Annotated in this window: 19 protein-coding genes; 17 read left to right on the forward strand and 2 right to left on the reverse strand. The window is 53.5% G+C overall.

The features are described 5' to 3' along the window. The first annotated feature begins 19 nt into the window (after nt 1-19). From TEU_RS03905 to TEU_RS03930, 6 genes are all read left to right on the forward strand, one after another. The gene (locus tag TEU_RS03905; protein ID WP_050002544.1) at nt 20-586 is read left to right on the forward strand and encodes a DNA-directed RNA polymerase; all 567 of its coding nucleotides are present in this window, start codon (nt 20-22) and stop codon (nt 584-586) included. A gap of 2 nt (nt 587-588) precedes the next feature. Then, complete coding sequence (gene spt4, locus TEU_RS03910) at nt 589-792, forward strand: transcription elongation factor subunit Spt4 (protein WP_050003929.1); 204 nt, start codon at nt 589-591, stop codon at nt 790-792. Nucleotide 793: 1 nt separating this feature from the next. Beyond that, on the forward strand, nt 794-1,321 hold the full coding sequence (locus tag TEU_RS03915) for a GTP-dependent dephospho-CoA kinase (protein WP_050002545.1): 528 nt from the start codon (nt 794-796) through the stop codon (nt 1,319-1,321). Then, nucleotides 1,311-1,607, forward strand: coding sequence for a 30S ribosomal protein S24e (locus TEU_RS03920; RefSeq protein WP_050002546.1), 297 nt, complete (start codon nt 1,311-1,313; stop codon nt 1,605-1,607). The genes TEU_RS03915 and TEU_RS03920 overlap by 11 nt, the downstream gene beginning before the upstream one ends. Nucleotides 1,608-1,617: 10 nt before the next feature. Continuing rightward, a complete protein-coding gene (locus TEU_RS03925; RefSeq protein WP_050002547.1) occupies nt 1,618-1,788 on the forward strand; it encodes a 30S ribosomal protein S27ae in 171 nt (56 codons plus the stop codon). A 69-nt stretch (nt 1,789-1,857) separates the two neighbouring features. Beyond that, nucleotides 1,858-2,448, forward strand: a complete 591-nt coding sequence (locus TEU_RS03930; protein ID WP_050002548.1) for a HemK2/MTQ2 family protein methyltransferase — start codon at nt 1,858-1,860, stop codon at nt 2,446-2,448. Here TEU_RS03930 and TEU_RS11785 read toward each other — a convergent pair. After that, nucleotides 2,426-2,563: a hypothetical protein gene (locus TEU_RS11785; protein ID WP_169741388.1), complete on the reverse strand. Its 138-nt coding sequence runs from the start codon at nt 2,561-2,563 to the stop codon at nt 2,426-2,428. The genes TEU_RS03930 and TEU_RS11785 overlap by 23 nt on opposite strands. A gap of 161 nt (nt 2,564-2,724) precedes the next feature. On the opposite strand from TEU_RS11785, the gene twy1 reads away from it, so the two are divergent. The 11 genes from twy1 to TEU_RS03985 all read left to right on the forward strand — a co-directional run bounded on the left by twy1 (nt 2,725) and on the right by TEU_RS03985 (nt 17,151). Beyond that, nucleotides 2,725-3,726 (forward strand): 4-demethylwyosine synthase TYW1, encoded by a 1,002-nt coding sequence (gene twy1 / locus TEU_RS03935; RefSeq protein ID WP_050002549.1) that lies wholly within the window; start codon nt 2,725-2,727, stop codon nt 3,724-3,726. Between the two features lie 76 nt (nt 3,727-3,802). Then, nucleotides 3,803-6,049 carry a prenyltransferase/squalene oxidase repeat-containing protein gene (locus tag TEU_RS03940; protein WP_050002550.1) on the forward strand — a complete coding sequence of 749 codons (2,247 nt, stop codon included), beginning with the start codon at nt 3,803-3,805 and terminating at the stop codon, nt 6,047-6,049. Between the two features lie 6 nt (nt 6,050-6,055). Next, entirely contained in the window at nt 6,056-7,210 is a 1,155-nt protein-coding gene (locus TEU_RS03945; protein ID WP_050002551.1) for an FtsZ/tubulin family protein, read from the forward strand. After that, complete coding sequence (locus tag TEU_RS03950; protein WP_050002552.1) at nt 7,203-7,820, forward strand: hypothetical protein; 618 nt, start codon at nt 7,203-7,205, stop codon at nt 7,818-7,820. Before TEU_RS03945 ends, TEU_RS03950 begins: the two co-directional genes overlap by 8 nt. 47 nt (nt 7,821-7,867) lie before the next feature. Continuing rightward, a complete protein-coding gene (locus tag TEU_RS03955) occupies nt 7,868-8,482 on the forward strand; it encodes a class III signal peptide-containing protein (RefSeq protein ID WP_050002553.1) in 615 nt (204 codons plus the stop codon). Between the two features lies 1 nt (nt 8,483). Beyond that, the gene (locus TEU_RS03960) at nt 8,484-8,912 is read left to right on the forward strand and encodes a hypothetical protein (protein WP_050002554.1); all 429 of its coding nucleotides are present in this window, start codon (nt 8,484-8,486) and stop codon (nt 8,910-8,912) included. Further along, on the forward strand, nt 8,884-9,357 hold the full coding sequence (locus TEU_RS03965) for a hypothetical protein (RefSeq protein ID WP_050002555.1): 474 nt from the start codon (nt 8,884-8,886) through the stop codon (nt 9,355-9,357). Before TEU_RS03960 ends, TEU_RS03965 begins: the two co-directional genes overlap by 29 nt. After that, on the forward strand, nt 9,354-11,090 hold the full coding sequence (locus TEU_RS03970) for a hypothetical protein (protein ID WP_050002556.1): 1,737 nt from the start codon (nt 9,354-9,356) through the stop codon (nt 11,088-11,090). The genes TEU_RS03965 and TEU_RS03970 overlap by 4 nt, the downstream gene beginning before the upstream one ends. Then, nucleotides 11,087-13,216, forward strand: a complete 2,130-nt coding sequence (locus TEU_RS03975) for a hypothetical protein (RefSeq protein WP_050002557.1) — start codon at nt 11,087-11,089, stop codon at nt 13,214-13,216. Before TEU_RS03970 ends, TEU_RS03975 begins: the two co-directional genes overlap by 4 nt. Continuing rightward, nucleotides 13,213-16,401, forward strand: a complete 3,189-nt coding sequence (locus tag TEU_RS03980) for a DUF2341 domain-containing protein (protein ID WP_050002558.1) — start codon at nt 13,213-13,215, stop codon at nt 16,399-16,401. The genes TEU_RS03975 and TEU_RS03980 overlap by 4 nt, the downstream gene beginning before the upstream one ends. 6 nt (nt 16,402-16,407) lie before the next feature. Beyond that, entirely contained in the window at nt 16,408-17,151 is a 744-nt protein-coding gene (locus tag TEU_RS03985; RefSeq protein ID WP_050002559.1) for a DUF2101 family protein, read from the forward strand. Here the strand turns inward: TEU_RS03985 and TEU_RS03990 are convergent. Then, entirely contained in the window at nt 17,106-17,381 is a 276-nt protein-coding gene (locus TEU_RS03990; protein WP_050002560.1) for a hypothetical protein, read from the reverse strand. The genes TEU_RS03985 and TEU_RS03990 overlap by 46 nt on opposite strands. Nucleotides 17,382-17,457 lie beyond the last annotated feature (76 nt).

The raw sequence follows: 17,457 nt of genomic DNA on the forward strand, positions 1-17,457 counted from the left end.
TCTTTTTGGAGGTCTGGCCATGTACAAGCTTTTGACCGTTAAGGACGTTGTCAGAATCCCGCCCGTGATGTTCACGATGGACCCCAAGGAGGCCGCAAAGCTCGTCCTCAAGGAGACCTACGAGGGCATCTACGACAGGGACGAGGGAGTCGTCCTCGCCATCCTCGATGTCCACGAGGTCAGCCAGGGAGTCGTTGTGCCCGGCGACGGAGCCACCTACCACGAGGTCACCTTCGACGTCCTCGTCTGGAAGCCCGAGAACGGGGAGGTCGTTGAGGGAGAGGTCGTCGAGATGATGCCCTACGGTGCGTTCATAAGGATCGGCCCGATGGACGGCCTCGTCCACATAAGCCAGCTCATGGACGACTACGTCGTCTTCGACGAGAAGAACAGGCAGTTCATAGGCAAGGAAACCAACCGCGTCCTCAAGCTCGGCGACTACGTCAGGGCCAGGATAATCGGCATCAGCGTCAAGAGCAAGGTCATCAGGGAGAACAAGATCAACATGACGATGCGCCAGCCCGGCCTTGGAAAGTTTGAGTGGATTGAGCAGGAAAAGAAGAAGGCCCACGGGGAGGCTGAGTGAAGATGGCCAAGGAGAGGGCCTGCAGGCACTGCCACTACATAACGACCGAGGACAGGTGCCCTGTCTGCGGTAGCAGGGACCTTAGCGACGAGTGGTTCGACCTCGTCATAATCCTCGACACCGAGAGCAGGATTGCAAAGAAGCTCCGCGAGAGCATACCCGAGGCGGCTAAAGTTCCGGGCAAATACGCCATAAGGGTCAGGTGAGATGCTGTTCCGCTTAACTGAGGAGCTCCGCCGGGAGCTCAAAAAACCGCTGGGTGAGCTCATAAGGGGCCCCATTCCGGAGCCCTACCTCCGTATTAAGGACGAGCTTAGGGGAAAGACCGTCATCACCGTTGGGGACGTCGTCACCGAGAACGTCGTCAAGCTCGGTATTTCCCCCTCTTTGGCCATCTACGACCTCAAGACCAAGAGGGCCGACTATTCTCCGGATATAAACCAAAAGGCCGTCTTCATGACTGTTACAAACCCTCCTGGGGCGATAACGAAAGCTTTATTAGACACGATCAGAAAGGCCTTCGGCCTCGTTGAGAGGGGCAGGCCGGTTCACATACTCGTCAGCGGGGAAGAGGACTTGGGGGCAATCCCAGCCGTGCTGTACGCCCCCTACGGGAGCCTAGTCCTCTACGGCCAGCCCGACGAGGGGGTAGTGCTTATAAAGGTAACCCCCGAATGCAAGCGCAGATGTGCCCGCATCTTAGCCAATATGGAGGTGGTTCGTGATGGAGATTAAGGTGACCGAGATAAGGGAGAACAAGCTCCTCGGAAGGAAGGAAATATACTTCGACATCATACACGAGGGCGAGCCTACCCCGAGCAGGGAAGCGGTGAAGGGTAAGCTCGTCGCCATGCTTGACCTCGACCCGAACACCACCGTGCTCCAGTACATCAGGAGCTACTTCGGAAGCAACATCTCCAAGGGCTACGCCAAGGCCTACGAGACCAGGGAGAGGATGCTCTACATCGAGCCCGAGTACATCCTCCTCCGCGACGGCCTCATCCAGAAGGAGGAAGAGTGAGGTGGTGTAAATGGCGAAGAAGAAAAAGACCAGCCAGAAGTGGAAGCTCTATGAGGTTAAGGACGGAAAGGTCATCAGGAAGAACAAGTTCTGCCCGCGCTGCGGCCCCGGCGTCTTCATGGCCGACCACGGCGACCGCTGGGCCTGCGGAAGGTGCGGCTACACCGAGTGGAAGAAGTGATTTCTTTTTCTCTTCCTTAATACCCGAACCTGAAGAAAGCTAAAAAAGAGTGAATTCTTTGGAAGTACCATGCCGACATACTACGGCCTCAAGATTAGGCTCCACCCCGACGTTTATGAGCCGGCAGAGGACACGTTCCTCCTCGCCGAGAACCTTGCCGTCAAAGAGGGAGACATAGCCCTCGACGTTGGGGCTGGAACGGGCCTCATAGCGCTCCTGATGGCCAGAAAAGCCCGCTACGTGCTTGGGGTGGACATCAATCCCATAGCCGTCGAGCTGGCAAGGGAAAACGCGAGGATAAACAACATCAAAAACGTCGAGTTCCGCGTGAGCGACCTGTTTGAGAACGTTTCTGGAAAGTTCGACGTGATAACGTTCAACGCCCCCTACCTGCCCGGCGAGCCCGAGGAGCCGATAGACTTTGCCCTCGTTGGTGGAGAAAGGGGGAGAGAAGTCCTCGACAGGTTCATCCAGGAAGTTCCGCGGTACCTCAAGCCCCGCGGGACTGTTCAGATAGTCCAGAGCTCCATAACCGGGGTGGAGGAGACCCTCAGGAAGCTAAGGGAAGTCGGCCTGAAGGGAAAAGTAGTGGCTAAGGTTCACGTCTTTTTTGAGGATATAGTGCTAATAAACGCGGCTATGCGAGGCGGTGGCGCTTGACCTCGTAGAGAAGCTTCACGCTCGGCTTCTCAGGGAACTCAACGTCTTCCTCGAAGAAGTTTATTTGAATTTCCCTTGCCTTAATCTCGGGGCGTGGTTTTACGTTTCCAAACATGGGTGTAGGGTCGAGGGGTTGCTTTTAAAGTTTTCGGAAATTGCCGAAGTACTTTTCGACAGAGGTATTTCGGCCCCGGCATGTCGTACACACACCTGACCAATCACCTTTTTAAGAGGCTAATATAAAGCCAGCCCAGAGAAGGGAATTAGGTGAGACTAATGGCGATAGTTGTGAAGTCCGACCCGAACATGCCCGATGAAATCGCGCTCCTCTTTAGGAAACAGCACTACGAGCTCGTTGGCAGGCACAGCGGGGTTAAGCTCTGCCACTGGCTCAAGGAGAGCCTCACAAAGGGCAGGTTCTGCTACAAGCAGAAGTTCTACGGCATAGCGAGTCACAGATGCCTCCAGATGACGCCGGTCCTTGCATGGTGTACGCATAACTGCATATTCTGCTGGCGTCCGATGGAGGGCTTCCTCGGCACAGAATTGCCACAGCCATGGGACGACCCAGCATTCATCGTGGAAGAGAGCATAAAGGCCCAGAGAAAGCTCCTCGTCGGCTACAAGGGCAACCCGAAGGTTCCGAAAGAGAAGTTCGAGGAGGCCTGGAACCCCAAGCATGCTGCAATAAGCCTCTCGGGCGAGCCGATGCTCTACCCCTACATGGGCGACCTCGTCGAGGAGTTCCACAAGCGCGGGTTCACGACCTTCATCGTTACCAACGGAACAGTTCCGGAGAGACTTGAGGAGATGATAAAGGAGGACAAGCTCCCGACCCAGCTCTACGTCTCGCTCACGGCCCCGGACATTGAGACCTACAACCGCGTCAACGTCCCGATGATTCCGGACGGCTGGGACAGGATTAAGGAGACGCTCAGGCTCATGCGCGACGCTCAGACGAGGACTGTGATAAGGCTCACCCTCGTCAAGGGCGAGAACATGCACAACCCGGAGGGCTACGCCGAGCTGATAAAGCTCGCGAACCCGATGTTCGTCGAGGCTAAAGCTTACATGTTCGTGGGTTTCTCACGCAACAGGCTCACGATAAACAACATGCCGCGCCACGAGGAAATCAAGGCGTTTGCGGAGGAGCTGGTTAAGCATCTCCCTGGCTACCACATTGAAGACGAGTACGAGCCGAGCAGGGTCGTGCTGATAATGCGCGACGACGTCGACCCCAGCGGAAGGGGGCTGAATGGAAGGTTCATCGGGGACTGAAATTTTCGCCGGTTTTCGTGTTTCGAGGAAAACTTTATTTATTCTCCTTCGTTTTTTAATTAAGGGGTGTTGGCATATGAGGAGAACGCTTGCCATAATTCTGCTCATGATGTTTTTAACGGTTCCGTACTCCACCGCGAGTAGCGTCCTTGAGGGTGCGTCCAAAGTGTTTGTGGGGGTTGACTCTTACGCTGACTCCGTCCCGCTGAAGGCTTACTCAATCCTCGCGCTTGGCTCTATGGTCGGAAAAGTCCAGAACGGGAGCTTGGTCATGGCTTCAATTAAGAACCTCACCGAGAGCCTTCTCGCCCTCCAGAACCCCGATGGTGGCTGGGGGCACGGTGCGAATCAAATCAGCACTCCCCACGATACTGCTCTTGTAATACTTGCACTCAACAGCTCTTTGACAGCTTCAAGGGCGTCGGGAATTGAAACCGGGGAAGACGCTGTTGTGGGGGCTCTTATTAGGGCCAGGGGCTACCTTCTGAGTTCGTTCTCTTCCCCCGGCTGGGGATACGCCGCCGGTTCGGCTCCAAGATTTTATCCGACTGCCCTGGCCCTGTGGGCACTCGGTACTCTCGGTTTTAACTACTCAAACAGCCTTACGATTAAAACGGCCGCTGATTTCATAGCGGAGGCCTCTTCACTTCCTCCCGAATATCAGGCTCTCAGGCTCATTGCTTTCCACGCTATTGGTTATCCAAACGTTACTCCTTATCTCTCGGAGTGCCACCAGCTGCTCTCAAGCGGCAACCTCAACGAATACCAGAGGGCTATCCTCACCTACGCGGTCATGTTATACGAGCCCTTGGACTTCGAGGTCGGAAAGTCGCTCGCGATGCTTGAAGGCCTGGGTATGAGAAACGAGACCTACCTGCTCGCAAACAGGGCCATGCCATTCATGACGGAGAGCAACCTGATAGCGACCGCCTACGCGGTTATGGCGTTTTCCAGTGTCTCCGACGTTACTTCTGAAGGGCATCTAGTTAACCCCCGGGCGTTCCTCTACGATGAACTGATATCACGCCAGAACTCTAATGGGGGCTGGCCAATCTTCACGGACGGCCTCTCTTCGGCGAAGGCCACCTACTATGCCCTCCTCGGAATCCTGTCATATGAGAACCCCTCCGAAGATGCTGTGAGGAAGGCGCTCGCGTGGGCTGAAGGGCACCTTCCCTCTGCCATGGAGGAAGCGGAGCTGCGCGGCACAATAACCGAGGACTACTATTACACGGCCATGATACTCACCGAGTTTGGAAACCTCTCCTCAGAGGATAGGGAGGAGCTGATAAACTTCACCCGCTCTCTGGAGTTTTCACCCGGTCTCTGGAGGGGTCTCTTTGCGATTCCCCAGCCCTATGAAACTGCCCTTGGCCTGAACCTGCTCATCTCCCTCGGTTATAGCGGCGAGGATATCGAGCGCGGGGCAAAGTGGCTTCTCTCGGTGAGCAATGCCGGCTGGGGAGTCCGCCTCAACTATTTCCTGCCTGCAACTACCGGGAAGGATGTCCCGACCACCGTTGCCGTCCTTGAGGCGCTCTCAAAGGTCGTGCCCCCTGAGAAACTGGTCCCGCACGCTGAGTGGCTGATTGAGCAGAGACTCCCGAGCGGTGTCTGGGGGTACTTTGGAAGGAGCGTTAATATGTTAGGTGAGGTATCCTATGGGGTTCCCTCCGTGGAGTACACCATACGGGCCGCTGATGTCCTGAAGTCGCTGGGGTACGACTACTCCGAGGAAGTGCTCCACTGGACCCTTGAGAACGCCCTCAACGCCAGCGTAAGCACCGCGGACATGGGCCTAGCCCTTCACTTCCTGAGCCGCTTCAACCTTATCCCACCAACCACCCTCCACGAGGTAATGACGGCCCTTGGAGAGGGACCTTGGTACGTCAACTACTGGGAAGGCTACGAGCCGGTTGCCAAGGAGATTGCTTCCTCCCTCTCTGAAGGGGTTGAGATTAAGCTCGTCGAGGGCAACATGACGCCCGGGGAAGGGAACCACATAATCGTTGCCCCGATCGGCCGCGTGGACGTTTCTCGCTACAACTCCGTTGTCCATGTTGAGGCCAACGGAACGTCTGTGATTGTGGACGGCAGTGAGTACCCGCTCTCTACGAGCATCGTTATAGTGCCCGGAAGAACCCACGACGGCTACGTGCTCATGATACTCGCCGGCGGGGATGCCGTTGGTGGTGTCCCCGTGCTCTTTACGAGCGGCATGTACCGCTACCTCCATGGAAACTACATGGTTCTCACTGCTTCCGATTCAAACGGCGATGGTGAGATTGGGCCGGAGGAGATAACACTCTTGGCTGTGGGGTGAAGGTCTTTGCGGGCCCTGATAATAGGAATCGGCCAGTGCGGGACGAAGATAGCTGACCTGTTCGCTCTCGTTGACTTCGAGACACTGGCTGTGAACACCTCTCGCGGCGACCTGGAATATCTCAAGCACGTCCCACAGGACAGAAGACTCCTTATAGGAGAAAGCATCACGGGGGGCAAGGGCGTCAACGCCAACCCGCTCCTTGGCAGGGAAGCAATGAAGCGGGACCTGCCCATGGTGATGAAGAAGATAAACTCCATCGTAGGCTACGAGGACGTTGACATCTTCTTCCTCACCTTTGGCTTTGGCGGCGGAACCGGTGCTGGGGGAACTCCAGTCCTAGCGGAGGCGCTCAAGGAGGAGTACCCGGACTCGCTTGTGGTTGCAATCGGTGCGCTTCCGCTTAGAGAGGAAGGCATAAGGCCCACAATCAACGCGGCCATAACCATAGACAAGCTCTCCAAGATAGCGGACTCCATAATCGCCATAGACAACAACAAGCTGAAGGAGGGCAACGACGATATAAGCAGGGCCTACGAGAGGATTAACTACACGATAGTCGAGAGGATAGCCTCGCTCCTCGCCCTCGTGGACGTCCCCGGTGAGCAGACGCTCGACGCGAGCGACCTCAAGTTCGTCCTCAAGGCCTTTGGAAGTTTTGCCACTGTTGGCTATGCGAAGGCCGAGGCGAGCAAGGTAAAGAGCCTGTCGAGGCTCATAATCAAGTCCTTCGAGAGCGAAGGATTATACCTTGACGCGAACATCGAGTCCGCCCTCTACGGCCTCGTTGCGGTTCACGGTCCGCCTGAGGTTCTTAAGGCAGGGGACATCTTTGAGGCCCTCGACTACCTCACGAACAAAATCAGGGGCAAGCAGATTTTCCGCGGCTTTTACCCAGACCCCCGCGAGAGGGAAGTTGAGGTTGTAACCCTCCTGAGCGGCATCTACGACAGCAAGAGCATCGAGGAGATAGTCAGGACTGCCAAGGAGTACGCAAAGTCGTTCATGCAGGCAAAGAAGGAGGCCGAGACTAAGAAGAGCGAGCTCCTCAGCGGTCTGCCCGACTTCGATGACCTTTATCCGGGAGGGGAGGTCTACGATGTATCCTCGCCCAGGCTGGAGGAGGTCGCGAAGAGGCTGAGGAGGGGAGCCCATGACTGACCCAGTGAAGGACTCGGTCGAGGCCGCCCTCGAACTCGACGAGAAGTCCGTTTATTCCCACATCGCCCACGAGAGCGCCGAGGACATAGTCAGGATTATCTCGTCCCTTGATGCCGAGAGGGCAAAGCTCAAGGGGGAGGTCATCTACTACACCGACGACTGGGACGCCCTGATACGCGAGAGGATAGCGAAGGGAAAGAGGCACACCGCCTTCGACTTTTACAACCCCGCCCTGCTCGACATCTGGGAGGAGAAGGTAAAGCACGGGAAGAAGCTCCGGATGTTTGAGAGGGTGTCTTACGCGGTTCTTGGAGCGTTTGTTGCCTTGACGGGTATTGCCACCGTTATCACGGGCTCCCCGCTTATCCTGCTCGCAGTTTCTGCACTGCCCCTTGCCCTGGTTGTAAGGGACAGGGTAAGGGACTCACTTGACCTGATTTACTACGAGCTGACCCAGTTCTTCATAGACGAGCTCAGGGAGATTGTTTCAAAACACGGGCTCAACCCTGAGAGGTACAAGTTTAAGCTCTTCACCGGCGGCTACTTTGGAGTAAAGACCCGGAAAACACCCTCCGGCATATTTGCCGTCGTTGAAAACAAATCCGGGTAGTAACAGTTAAATATAGTTCCGTTATACCTGTTAGTAGGTGGGAGAGTATGGGGCTAGTCCCTAGAAGGCGCGGTCAGATATCTCTTGAATTTATGCTGGTGTTTTCGATAATGCTGATAATGCTACTCTACTCCATAAAAAACGTCGGTTTTGATGAATCTTCACCTTCATCTGAGACCCTGGCCGTTCAAATTGCACTGGAGGAGAAGAGCGTTGCTAACGTGATAGCAGGGGCTGTGGACCAGGTTTATGCCCAGGGGCCTGGTTCGAAGGTAACAGTTTATGCGCATTTCAATCTGCTTCGCAATTCCAAGTATCTCAAAAAAGCGTTTGGCTTAACGTCTCCTCAAGTCCAGCTGATGTTCCTTGGAACTGAGGACTCCCTTTTCCCAGTCGAAGCCGAAAACTCTGTAATCGCGGTGGCAGTTGCTGAAAGTGGCTCTGATCCAGTTATCTCGGGCTCTACCAGGACTGGGGTCTGGGTTCAGACGTACTTCCTTTATAACTCAACGTCCAAGCCCCGTTTCCTCGTTTCCTTAAGTCCTAACGACGTTCCCTCTATGATGAAAGTCGTTGTTGAGTGGAATCCTTCGGAGCCCGTCTCCATGGCATATGACCGTGCCTCCAGGACCCTCAAGATAAACATTAGGCCGGGTGGGTGAGATGAGGGGTCAGATAAGCCTTGACTTGCTCTTTGCAGTAACGATAATCTCAATAACAATGCTCAGCGTAATGAACGTTGCCCTGAGTGAGAAGGCGGAAGCGGAGGTCGTTGGGGCTTCAACACAGCTTAAGGCCTTTGCCCTAGACCTGAGAGGAACCGTTGCGAGACTCTACGCGGCCCCAGGCATGACCGTGATGAAGACTGCTCCATTGGAGCTCCAGCCTGGAGACTTGATCAACGTCACTTTAAAGTCGGATGGCCGTCTCATAGTGAAGGCCCACATAGATGGGAGAGACTATGTTGTGATTCAAGAGCTTCAGGTTTTCCCTGGCGTGGATAGTTCTGTTGTTCTGACACCTTCCCGCGAGGAGTTTAAAATAAAATCACGGAGGCTTCCAGATGGTGTCGAGGTCACGGTTACGGCATAAGGGTCAGACCGCTGTGGAGTTGCTTTTCGTAGTTGCGATACTCATAACTGGGATAGTTTACCTTGTCTCCTCCGCTGTTGATGTGAATAATGGAGTCTCCGTGGTGTACGCTTTTAGAACCGCTGGTTCGGACGTCTGTACGTACCTCAACACAGGTGTCGTCGTTAACGATTCGACCCACGCACCCCTTAACAATATCGTCGAGCTCTGGAACTACACTCCGGTCGAATGCAGGTTTGTTGACCTCACAGTGGTTCAGGTAAACGATACGCTCGACGTTTCGATGGTGTACTCGTATCCGGACTCCGCCACCAAGCCTGCCTTTATAGGCAACGTTACAGACTTTCTCAGACTTAAACTATCCTCGGTTCCTGGCTTTAGGCTCGCGGGTAATAAGCTGTATTACGGCGAGATGGGAATTAACCTAACGGTGGTGGTGAGATGAAGCGTGGTCAGCTCCTGAGCTTTGATGCCCTCCTCGCGGTCGTTATCATCATCTTCATGTTAGGTGCGGTTAGCGCTACCTCTGACAACCTAAAGTCCGGCCTTACGAGCCTCCTCGGCTGGTACGATAGAACCAGCATTCCAGATACCATGCTCGACGTGCTCCTTAAAAGTCCGGGAAGCCCACCGAACTGGAGCGAGGATTCCTCTTCACTTGTAGTCCCTGGCCTCAGGGCGTATTCTGACCAGTACGTGGATTACGACAAAGCTGTTGCATTCTTTAATCTCCTTGAGAACAACGATTCGAGATGGGGACATGCCCTTTCAAACCTCAGCCTGGGGCATCCGTTCCTTCTTGACTTTTACCTGGGTAAGTGGGCATTCAAGGCCAATTTCTCGTGGAACCCGAACGTGGGCGGGGGTGTTCCTCCGGGGTTCAACGTGTATAACGGGAGTTGCTCAATAACGGGAAGCGCTCAGCTTTCCTTCGATGACCCCACGATAATTCCCTGTTCCCCGCTCGACGTTAGGGGGTCCACGGATATCACAGCCTCCTCTCACCTCTGTATAGTTGGTCCGGTGGGCGTTGATACCAGGGGCTCCATCACAGTAGACGTCGGTCACTATCCTCCCTCTCAGGAGTACCCCTACCTGGCCATTGGTGGTGACTGGATAATACGAGGTGCCGGTACCGTTCACGTTGCTGGCAACGCCTACGTCCTTGGAGCTCTGGTGGTCCTTGGAGGGGGTTCAAGGGATATTGACATAGCAAAGGACCTGATAATCTACGGTAACACGTCCAATCCCTATATGATTGACATAACCGGTGCATCGGTCAGCATAAATGTTGGTATCGCCGGGTCCAGTCCTGGAAACGTTTACGTCCGTGTTAACGGCATCTGGTACGCCTCCAACCAGACGGGGGTCTGGTACAGGAGGACCGGCAATGGATGGGAGAAAGTTCAGGGAACCCCCGCGGGAATAGTATATAATTCCAAAGTTCTTACGGTCAACGGCTATCCCCTGTCCCCCGATTGGAGGCCCCCTTCTCCCCCCGATTGTCTCAGCTACGGTCAGGGTCAGCCCCTAACAGTTTCTCACATCGAGGGCAACTACACCTACCCCCAACAGCTAAATGGAAGTCAGGTCTGGAACCGTGTTGCGTACCTCAACGGCTCTTTCCTCGTGAACCCGGCCGACATTTCTAGGGTGTTTGCCGCGATGAACGCCTCTGACTGGGTCTCGTACTCGGAGAGGAACACGGTGATGAGTCTCTTCAAGTACAACAGAACCATCTGGATTACCGGTAATTCCGAGGATATACTACTCGGGGGTGTCCTCAGGTATCCGATTCCCAGCTATGCCCTTCTGAGGTTCGTCATTCCCAACGAGACGGGTTACCTCCTCATGGTGATAGTTGATGGTGGAGACTTGAAGGCTCTGGGCGTCTGGAAAACCTCAAAAACCCCCACCGTGATGGGCCAAATGTGGAAGCTCGCCGGCGGTACCGTAACAACGGTGGCAGCTTACAGGGGCTCCGGTGACTCCCTCACCATTCCCTGGGGTGACGTGTTCAGCGCCCCCACGGGTGCGGGTCGGCCCGTGCTCATGTACCTGTACTCAAATGCTTTCACACAGCCCGTTAAGATGGTTGATGAAGGTGACATAGGGGTTCTTCTTAGCCCGATGTACGAGCCCCTCCTTGTAAAACTGTGGGTGTGGGATGAGAGATGAGGCGGGGATTTGTGTTCACGCTTGATGCCGTGCTGGCACTCTTTCTTGTTCTGATAATGATAACGGCTATAACCACGGCCGAGAGTCAGGTTCAGTCGGTTTACAAAACCCAGATGAGGATGAGTGAGCTCGACAATGCGAACGCGATGCTAAAACTGCTTAGAACCGTTCCGCTGAGCCAGCTCGTTCCCGCAAGCGTGATAGATGACTGGGAGTCTGGTTCAGACCCTGTTTTGAACACGACCCTGGTTACCCCTGATATGAGCCCCCTCGAGATAGCCGCCACATACTGGGCCGTGAGCCCTATCTATCCCGGGCAGGACTACAAAAAGAAGGCCTCCATAATCCTCGGGTACATCCTAAACTCAACGCTTGGGGGCTACAACTATGAGCTTCTCATAAACAACTGGACGAACGCCTTTATGAGCAGGGGCTCTTACAACTACTCCCTTGCAAGGGATGTTTCCGCGGCAACTCTCGTGCTTAGCGGTTACTCATACAACCAGACCCCCAGGGGATACGTTGCCAGGGCTTTCCTCAGCAAGCTGAAGGCCAAAGTTACTAGCTACGTTTACCAGGGCGACTATGTAGCAACCCAGCACAGTGGAAAGTGGATTCGGATAACTTACATAATACCCACCAGCCAGTTTCCACTCGGCACGAAGATTCTCAATGTCACCTGGTACTTTGAGGCTGCTGTCGTCGATTCCAATTACTACGCCTATATCAACGGAAAATCTGTCAGTTGCTTCCCTCAAGGGAACATCATGACCTTTGAGGAAATTACCGACGATGGGAGCGGAAACTGCAACTTGGTTGAGAACGTGCAGAAGAGCGTAAATGAGAGTACTGACACGAACTTTACCGTTGAGGTATATAACTGGGGTGGCGTATCTGGTGAGGATGGTGCCCAGCATATCATAATAACGTATGAGACGCCCCAAGCGTCCACCTTTAAGTATCCTCACTACTACCCATTTGCTGATGTTAGGGCAAATGACTCCATTCACATAGAGAAGTACGTTTTTGCCCCCGGTAACCTTACCGACCTGAGCATTAAGATAGCTGGTCAAAATATTAAAACTGTAACAGCCGCGATTAGAATCTATGGGAGTGTATCGAGGAGCTTTTCCCTCACGAGGGTGGGTGAATACTTTGTTGCCACAAACACAACACTTGCGAACATCATTCACGAAATGGGTTACAGCTACTCTGACCTGTCCGGAACGTATTTTACGATACTACTTGACGTTACCTGGGAGGGGAGTGGCGAGTTACACTTGGACGGAAAGAACTCATACGTTTATGCCGATTACATACCGTTTACTGCCATGAGCCTGTACTCTGTTGACGTTACAGAGGTCATACCTCCGTATTCCTATTGGGGTGGTTCCGCCTTAGATTACTTCTATCACAATGCGGAATGGGTGTGGGATATACCGGAGTACGCGGTTCCTCTGTACGTTACATTTCAGCTTCCATGGTACCATTCTTCTTTCAGAGAGTGCCTTCAGAAGGTTTCAGTCTTAATGAACTCATCAACGAACTCTTGGAGAACCCTTTACTATGCCCCGGATTATAACCCCTTCGTAGACGCCTTTGCCAGATGGGGGTACACAAGGGTCACGAGGGACTATCAGAACAAAATCGTTAGGGATGCCCTTCATACTGGGCGGAACGCCTTCAGACTCAACTTTGGGCGCTGTTACTACGTTGCTCCGAAGTACACCTTGGCTTCCGTTGTCTATCTCCTCAACGCCTACGCCCCTTACGGCGACGTGAAGCCGTACCTTATGCAGGGGTACCCAAGTGTTAAGGCGTACAACCTGACCTACGTTTACAAGATTGGGGGACAACATCACACTGCTTCAATCGTCGTTGGAAGCCCGGATGCCGTAACATCCGGGGAGTACGTGAACATCACCGCCTGCCAGCTGGACCCAACCAAGTACGCGGTTGATGACGCAGTGCTCAGGCTTTTCAGGAACCTCGGGGGAGATGGCTGTACAAAGCCAGTCCTTGTGAACCTCGGGGACACGCTCATAGACTACGTTTCCCTGCCCGGCGTTCCGAGGTCCATATCCCCGATAACCGTGACCCTTAGGATATGGAGGGTGGGAGGATGAAAAGGCGAGGTTTTATAATAAACTCAACGGCTCTCGTTCTGCTCATACCCCTACTCCTGTTACTCGCCACGTACAGCAACGTTACTTCTTACATCCTTCAGGCGCAGTCGCAGGCGATCCGTTTGAAAACGACCCAGGACGTTGTCTCATACCTCCAGCTCGACCTTCAGAACGTTATGAGGCTCTCCCTTCAGCGCGCGTTGGTTCTGGGTATTGCATACACAACGACCGTTGAACCCTTGGACGACGCCCAGCTTGCACTGGAAAACCTGGTTAAATACGGAAGTTACTCTCAGATAAGCTCTGCCGGCGCTGATTGGATTTCCAGGGAAAGGCAGTTCATGGGCAACGCAACCCTGCTCGAATGGCTGAACAACGTGAGGGACTACCTAGCGACCATGGGTTATAGGATGGTTACCCCACCTTCCGAGATAATTGACAACATTCATTTAACGATAGCTCCGCTTGATTCGTTCCACATCGTTGCAAACGTCACGATTCCCCAGGTTGTCATAGAGGACACTTCCGGGAAGATAGTCTACAACTCGAGCATTCCCCCGAGGGGCTCTCTTTATGTTGTTGTCCCGATAACCGACCTTGAAGACCCATTGGTTGCGCACTTAACTAAAGGCAGAATGTCGAGGGTCGTCAAACCGTGTTCCTTCGCTTATCCCAACCTCACACCGCCATACTACCTCCTCACTGGCTACGGCAGTGACCCGAGTACGTATCCCCTCAAGTTTGCCGCCCCGTTTTCGCCGGTAATCTCCAGCGATAGGGTGTACTACGGCGACACCTATCCCGGGGAAGGAGCCCTTGCATACGTTCTAATGGACAAGCCGAGCACTGTCCCTGCAGTTCCCTACGTCTTTGAAACCTCCATAAACGGTTCCCTCGTTTCCCCGTCCTCAATTCTTGGAGATGGGGACATGGGAGTTCTGGTTTTCTCAGGAAGGGCAGATCAGAGTGTTAATTGGTGCGATGAAAACTTCAACAAACGCGTGGGGTTCCGGCTCTCGGGGATTGCCAACCGCAGCCTTGTCCTCCTTAAGTTCGACCCCTCCTCCGTGCCGTTTTCGGAAATCTCTCACAGCGGGTCCCTTGCTGAGATGAGAATATACACCTCCACCTGTCAGCCCGCCAGTTACTGGATTGAAAAGTGGGACTCAAGCGAGGTCCTCATATGGCTCAACGTGACGGGGACTGATTACTATATTTACTACTCACCCGGTTCCCAGGTTCAGCCGAGCAGGGGCTACCTTTCGAATGTTGTCGGGGACAACTACTACACGAACGTTACCCTCAGCCCGGGCCAGCGCGTATTCTTGTTCAACACCACTGAGCCGGTCTTCGTGCGCTACCAAGTTAATGGGGATAAGAATTCGGACTTCAACGGAGGTATTGAGGTAACGACGCCCGTTGAAGGCCCTGCGAACGTTCTGCACGTCGCCTTGAATTATCCCTTCGGTGTCGCTGACGTTCAGGTTCCAGTGTACCTAAACTCAACGTGGGCATCGCTCGTTCCCCATTCCGGTAATATGGCCCGGATTAGAGTCTACTCGGATTCTGATTTCACTACTGAAATCCCGTTCTGGATTGAATACTGGGACGATGGTGGTGCTATAATATGGGTCAGGACGGACTTGCCGGGTGATGTCTACATTAAGTTCGGCGACGAGCTCCCGCTAACCAGAGGAAACGGAGACGGAGTATTCGAGTTCTTCGACGACTTCAGCGGCGATTCGCTGGACACTTCAAAGTGGAACGTTAAGAACCCACGCGGAAGCTACTCCGTGAGTAATGGAATCTTGAGTCTAGAAGGAAACAACAAGGCAGGTAACCCTGACGTCTGGCTCTGGACGAAGAAGACGTTCCCGGCTAGCTACGTTGTTGGAATGAGAGTTTACATCAAAAACCAGCCCTTTTGGATGTGGTACATAGACTCAACTGGATGGGGCTGGATGGAGCATATCATTGGGAATTATGGACATCTTGGAGATTTTAATGTTAATACTGGGGATTTTGATGATGGACTAGCCGGTGGAGGTAGCTACACAAAGAAAACCTGGAGTTACATGGAGATTGAAATCTACAATTATTATTACCTCGGTGACTATTATGCTAGCGTCATAACGTACCAGGATGTAACTCCTTTTGTCTGGAACTGGAGAAGTCAGAACGTGGTCAGTTACTACTATGGAGTTCTTAATGATATATATGCTAGCGACAACACAGCAATCGGCCTTGGCCAGTTCTACAAAGGGCCCACTGAATACGATTTCATCTATGTCAGAAAGTATCTCGACCTCCGCTACATCTCTGAGGGCGTTGAGCGTCTCACCTCTGCCGTTCCGGTGTCGTTCCAGCTCGTTGACAACTGGACGACGGCGGGAAGACTCTTCATACTCAAGAACTGGAAGGACGTTCTTTCAAAGTATCAGACGGGAACATGGTCAGTGGACGCTCCAAACCGCTACGAAGTGGATATTTTGTCCTCGTCCACGCTGGTCTTTAACTTCACCCACGAGCCGGGTTCCGCTTTCTCTCAGAACTCGAATGCAGACGTGGGCGTGGTGCCCGCCGGCAACCTGAGCGTGTACCTCGTGGTCAATAACAGCGACGATAACTCGGCCAACTTTGAGTGGGTCTTCTGGGGCCCGTATCCCTACCGGGTTCTCACCCCCCTGCTGAGCGCTCCCCAGCAGAGGCCCCCCTCCGGCAACTACGTAAGCGTCAAAGTCTTCGACATCCAGCCTTTCATAAGCTGTGTTGTCAACGCTCGTTACTTCGGCGTCGCGGGAGCACCCTCGTTCTTTGAGCGCCTTGAGGGGGGAAGCACGGCTCACAGGGCCCGTTACCTTGCCCTCGCCCAGGCAATGCAGAAGGCAGTCTACGGACGCGTTAAATACCCCATAGGACTTGTTAGCTTTATCCTCCCAAGGAATCTGCCTGCGAACCTCAACTTTTTAATCCGCAAACAACCGGCCGTTGACTATATATACCTAGACTACCTGAACTACGCCGGCGACGACCCAAACGCGATGCAGGTCCTCGGTATCTCCGCCACGGGAGGAATAACATCAACTTCGGTCTTGGACCAGAATTTTTACTTAACCCCCTCAACCGCCAGCCTTATCTTTGGCCCATACACAAACGACCTGCTCGTTCCAGTAGGTTCAGGGTGATGTGAAATGAGCTTCGATGAGTTCCTTTACTCAATAGGTGAAAGTGTAGAGCGCATCGTCTCTGCCGTCAGGTCTTTTATTTTCCCGGAGCCTTCAGAGAACCCGCCGAGCTTTGGCTTTACTGGTCGGTTTGTCAAGTCCAATGTCACTCTACACGAACTTTTCAGCCTCCACCTCCAGCTGTGCTTTCTGCTGTATCTCTTTCTCAACTTTGCCCTGGTCTTTTTGACTAGAAATCCCCTGTGGCTCATTGTGGTTGCGGCTCCCTACTTTCTTTACCTGCGCTACCTCCTTCGCCGTTATGGGGACTTTCTCCTGGACAAGAAGCCATATCAGGTCTTCTACGCGGTGCTTTCTGCGCTTTCCTTCCTTGCGTTTTTTGGGTACTCTCTCGTCAGGCTTTACGCGGGGGGTATCGTCTACGTCTACCTTTACATACTCTCTGTGGCGGCTCTTGTCTTAATCTTCCGCTGGTACTTCAAGAGAACCTTCGGCAGGGACTACACCTACGGCGTCGTCGAGGAAGTTAAGAATGATGTTATCAAAGTCTTTGTCCACGACGACATAGCTGCAAACGTCAAGCCTGGGCGCTACTGGCTCCCCGCGGTTCCGGACGCTGAGCCCGGAAGGGTCGTTAAAGTCCTCGTGGAAGACCGAACCTTCCGCAGTGCAAGGCCGGTGCGGATAATCGAGGTCTATCTCCCTCAGTCCTCCCAGAGCTCCACCGAGCCGAAGAACGCCACCGAGTGAAGGACGAGCAGGTAGATTGAGTGGTGGGGCTCTATCAGGTTGGTCTTTGCGAATCCGAACCCTTTCTTTTCTATGATTAAGGGCTCGACCCGGGGATTGTCTGGTTCCAGAGTTGCCGACGTTTTCGTGACTGTTAATGTGTATCCCAGTCCGTTGGATATCCTCTCAAGGAAGCCGCTGAACTGCTCCCACATCCTTACATCGGTTTTATAGTAGATGGTGTGCCCCAAAGTATCACCATAAAAAGTAACGCTGGAAACTTTAAAAAGTTTTTCGATGTGCAATGCTCTATCGTAATGGCCCCAT

This window comes from Thermococcus eurythermalis, from assembly GCF_000769655.1.
GTDB lineage: Archaea > Methanobacteriota_B > Thermococci > Thermococcales > Thermococcaceae > Thermococcus > Thermococcus eurythermalis.

Excerpts from the sequence above, each read along its gene's own strand:
- twy1 (WP_050002549.1), top strand. The coding sequence starts at position 2,725 with ATGGCGATAGTTGTGAAGTCCGACCCGAACATGCCCGATGAAATCGCG.
- TEU_RS03915 (WP_050002545.1), top strand. The coding sequence starts at position 794 with ATGCTGTTCCGCTTAACTGAGGAGCTCCGCCGGGAGCTCAAAAAACCG.
- TEU_RS03960 (WP_050002554.1), top strand. The coding sequence starts at position 8,484 with ATGAGGGGTCAGATAAGCCTTGACTTGCTCTTTGCAGTAACGATAATC.
- TEU_RS03930 (WP_050002548.1), top strand. The coding sequence starts at position 1,858 with ATGCCGACATACTACGGCCTCAAGATTAGGCTCCACCCCGACGTTTAT.
- TEU_RS03920 (WP_050002546.1), top strand. The coding sequence starts at position 1,311 with ATGGAGATTAAGGTGACCGAGATAAGGGAGAACAAGCTCCTCGGAAGG.
- TEU_RS03975 (WP_050002557.1), top strand. The coding sequence starts at position 11,087 with ATGAGGCGGGGATTTGTGTTCACGCTTGATGCCGTGCTGGCACTCTTT.
- TEU_RS03905 (WP_050002544.1), top strand. The coding sequence starts at position 20 with ATGTACAAGCTTTTGACCGTTAAGGACGTTGTCAGAATCCCGCCCGTG.
- TEU_RS03925 (WP_050002547.1), top strand. The coding sequence starts at position 1,618 with ATGGCGAAGAAGAAAAAGACCAGCCAGAAGTGGAAGCTCTATGAGGTT.
- TEU_RS11785 (WP_169741388.1), bottom strand. The coding sequence starts at position 2,563 with ATGTTTGGAAACGTAAAACCACGCCCCGAGATTAAGGCAAGGGAAATT.
- spt4 (WP_050003929.1), top strand. The coding sequence starts at position 589 with ATGGCCAAGGAGAGGGCCTGCAGGCACTGCCACTACATAACGACCGAG.
- TEU_RS03980 (WP_050002558.1), top strand. The coding sequence starts at position 13,213 with ATGAAAAGGCGAGGTTTTATAATAAACTCAACGGCTCTCGTTCTGCTC.
- TEU_RS03965 (WP_050002555.1), top strand. The coding sequence starts at position 8,884 with ATGGTGTCGAGGTCACGGTTACGGCATAAGGGTCAGACCGCTGTGGAG.
- TEU_RS03940 (WP_050002550.1), top strand. The coding sequence starts at position 3,803 with ATGAGGAGAACGCTTGCCATAATTCTGCTCATGATGTTTTTAACGGTT.
- TEU_RS03970 (WP_050002556.1), top strand. The coding sequence starts at position 9,354 with ATGAAGCGTGGTCAGCTCCTGAGCTTTGATGCCCTCCTCGCGGTCGTT.
- TEU_RS03950 (WP_050002552.1), top strand. The coding sequence starts at position 7,203 with ATGACTGACCCAGTGAAGGACTCGGTCGAGGCCGCCCTCGAACTCGAC.
- TEU_RS03955 (WP_050002553.1), top strand. The coding sequence starts at position 7,868 with ATGGGGCTAGTCCCTAGAAGGCGCGGTCAGATATCTCTTGAATTTATG.
- TEU_RS03985 (WP_050002559.1), top strand. The coding sequence starts at position 16,408 with ATGAGCTTCGATGAGTTCCTTTACTCAATAGGTGAAAGTGTAGAGCGC.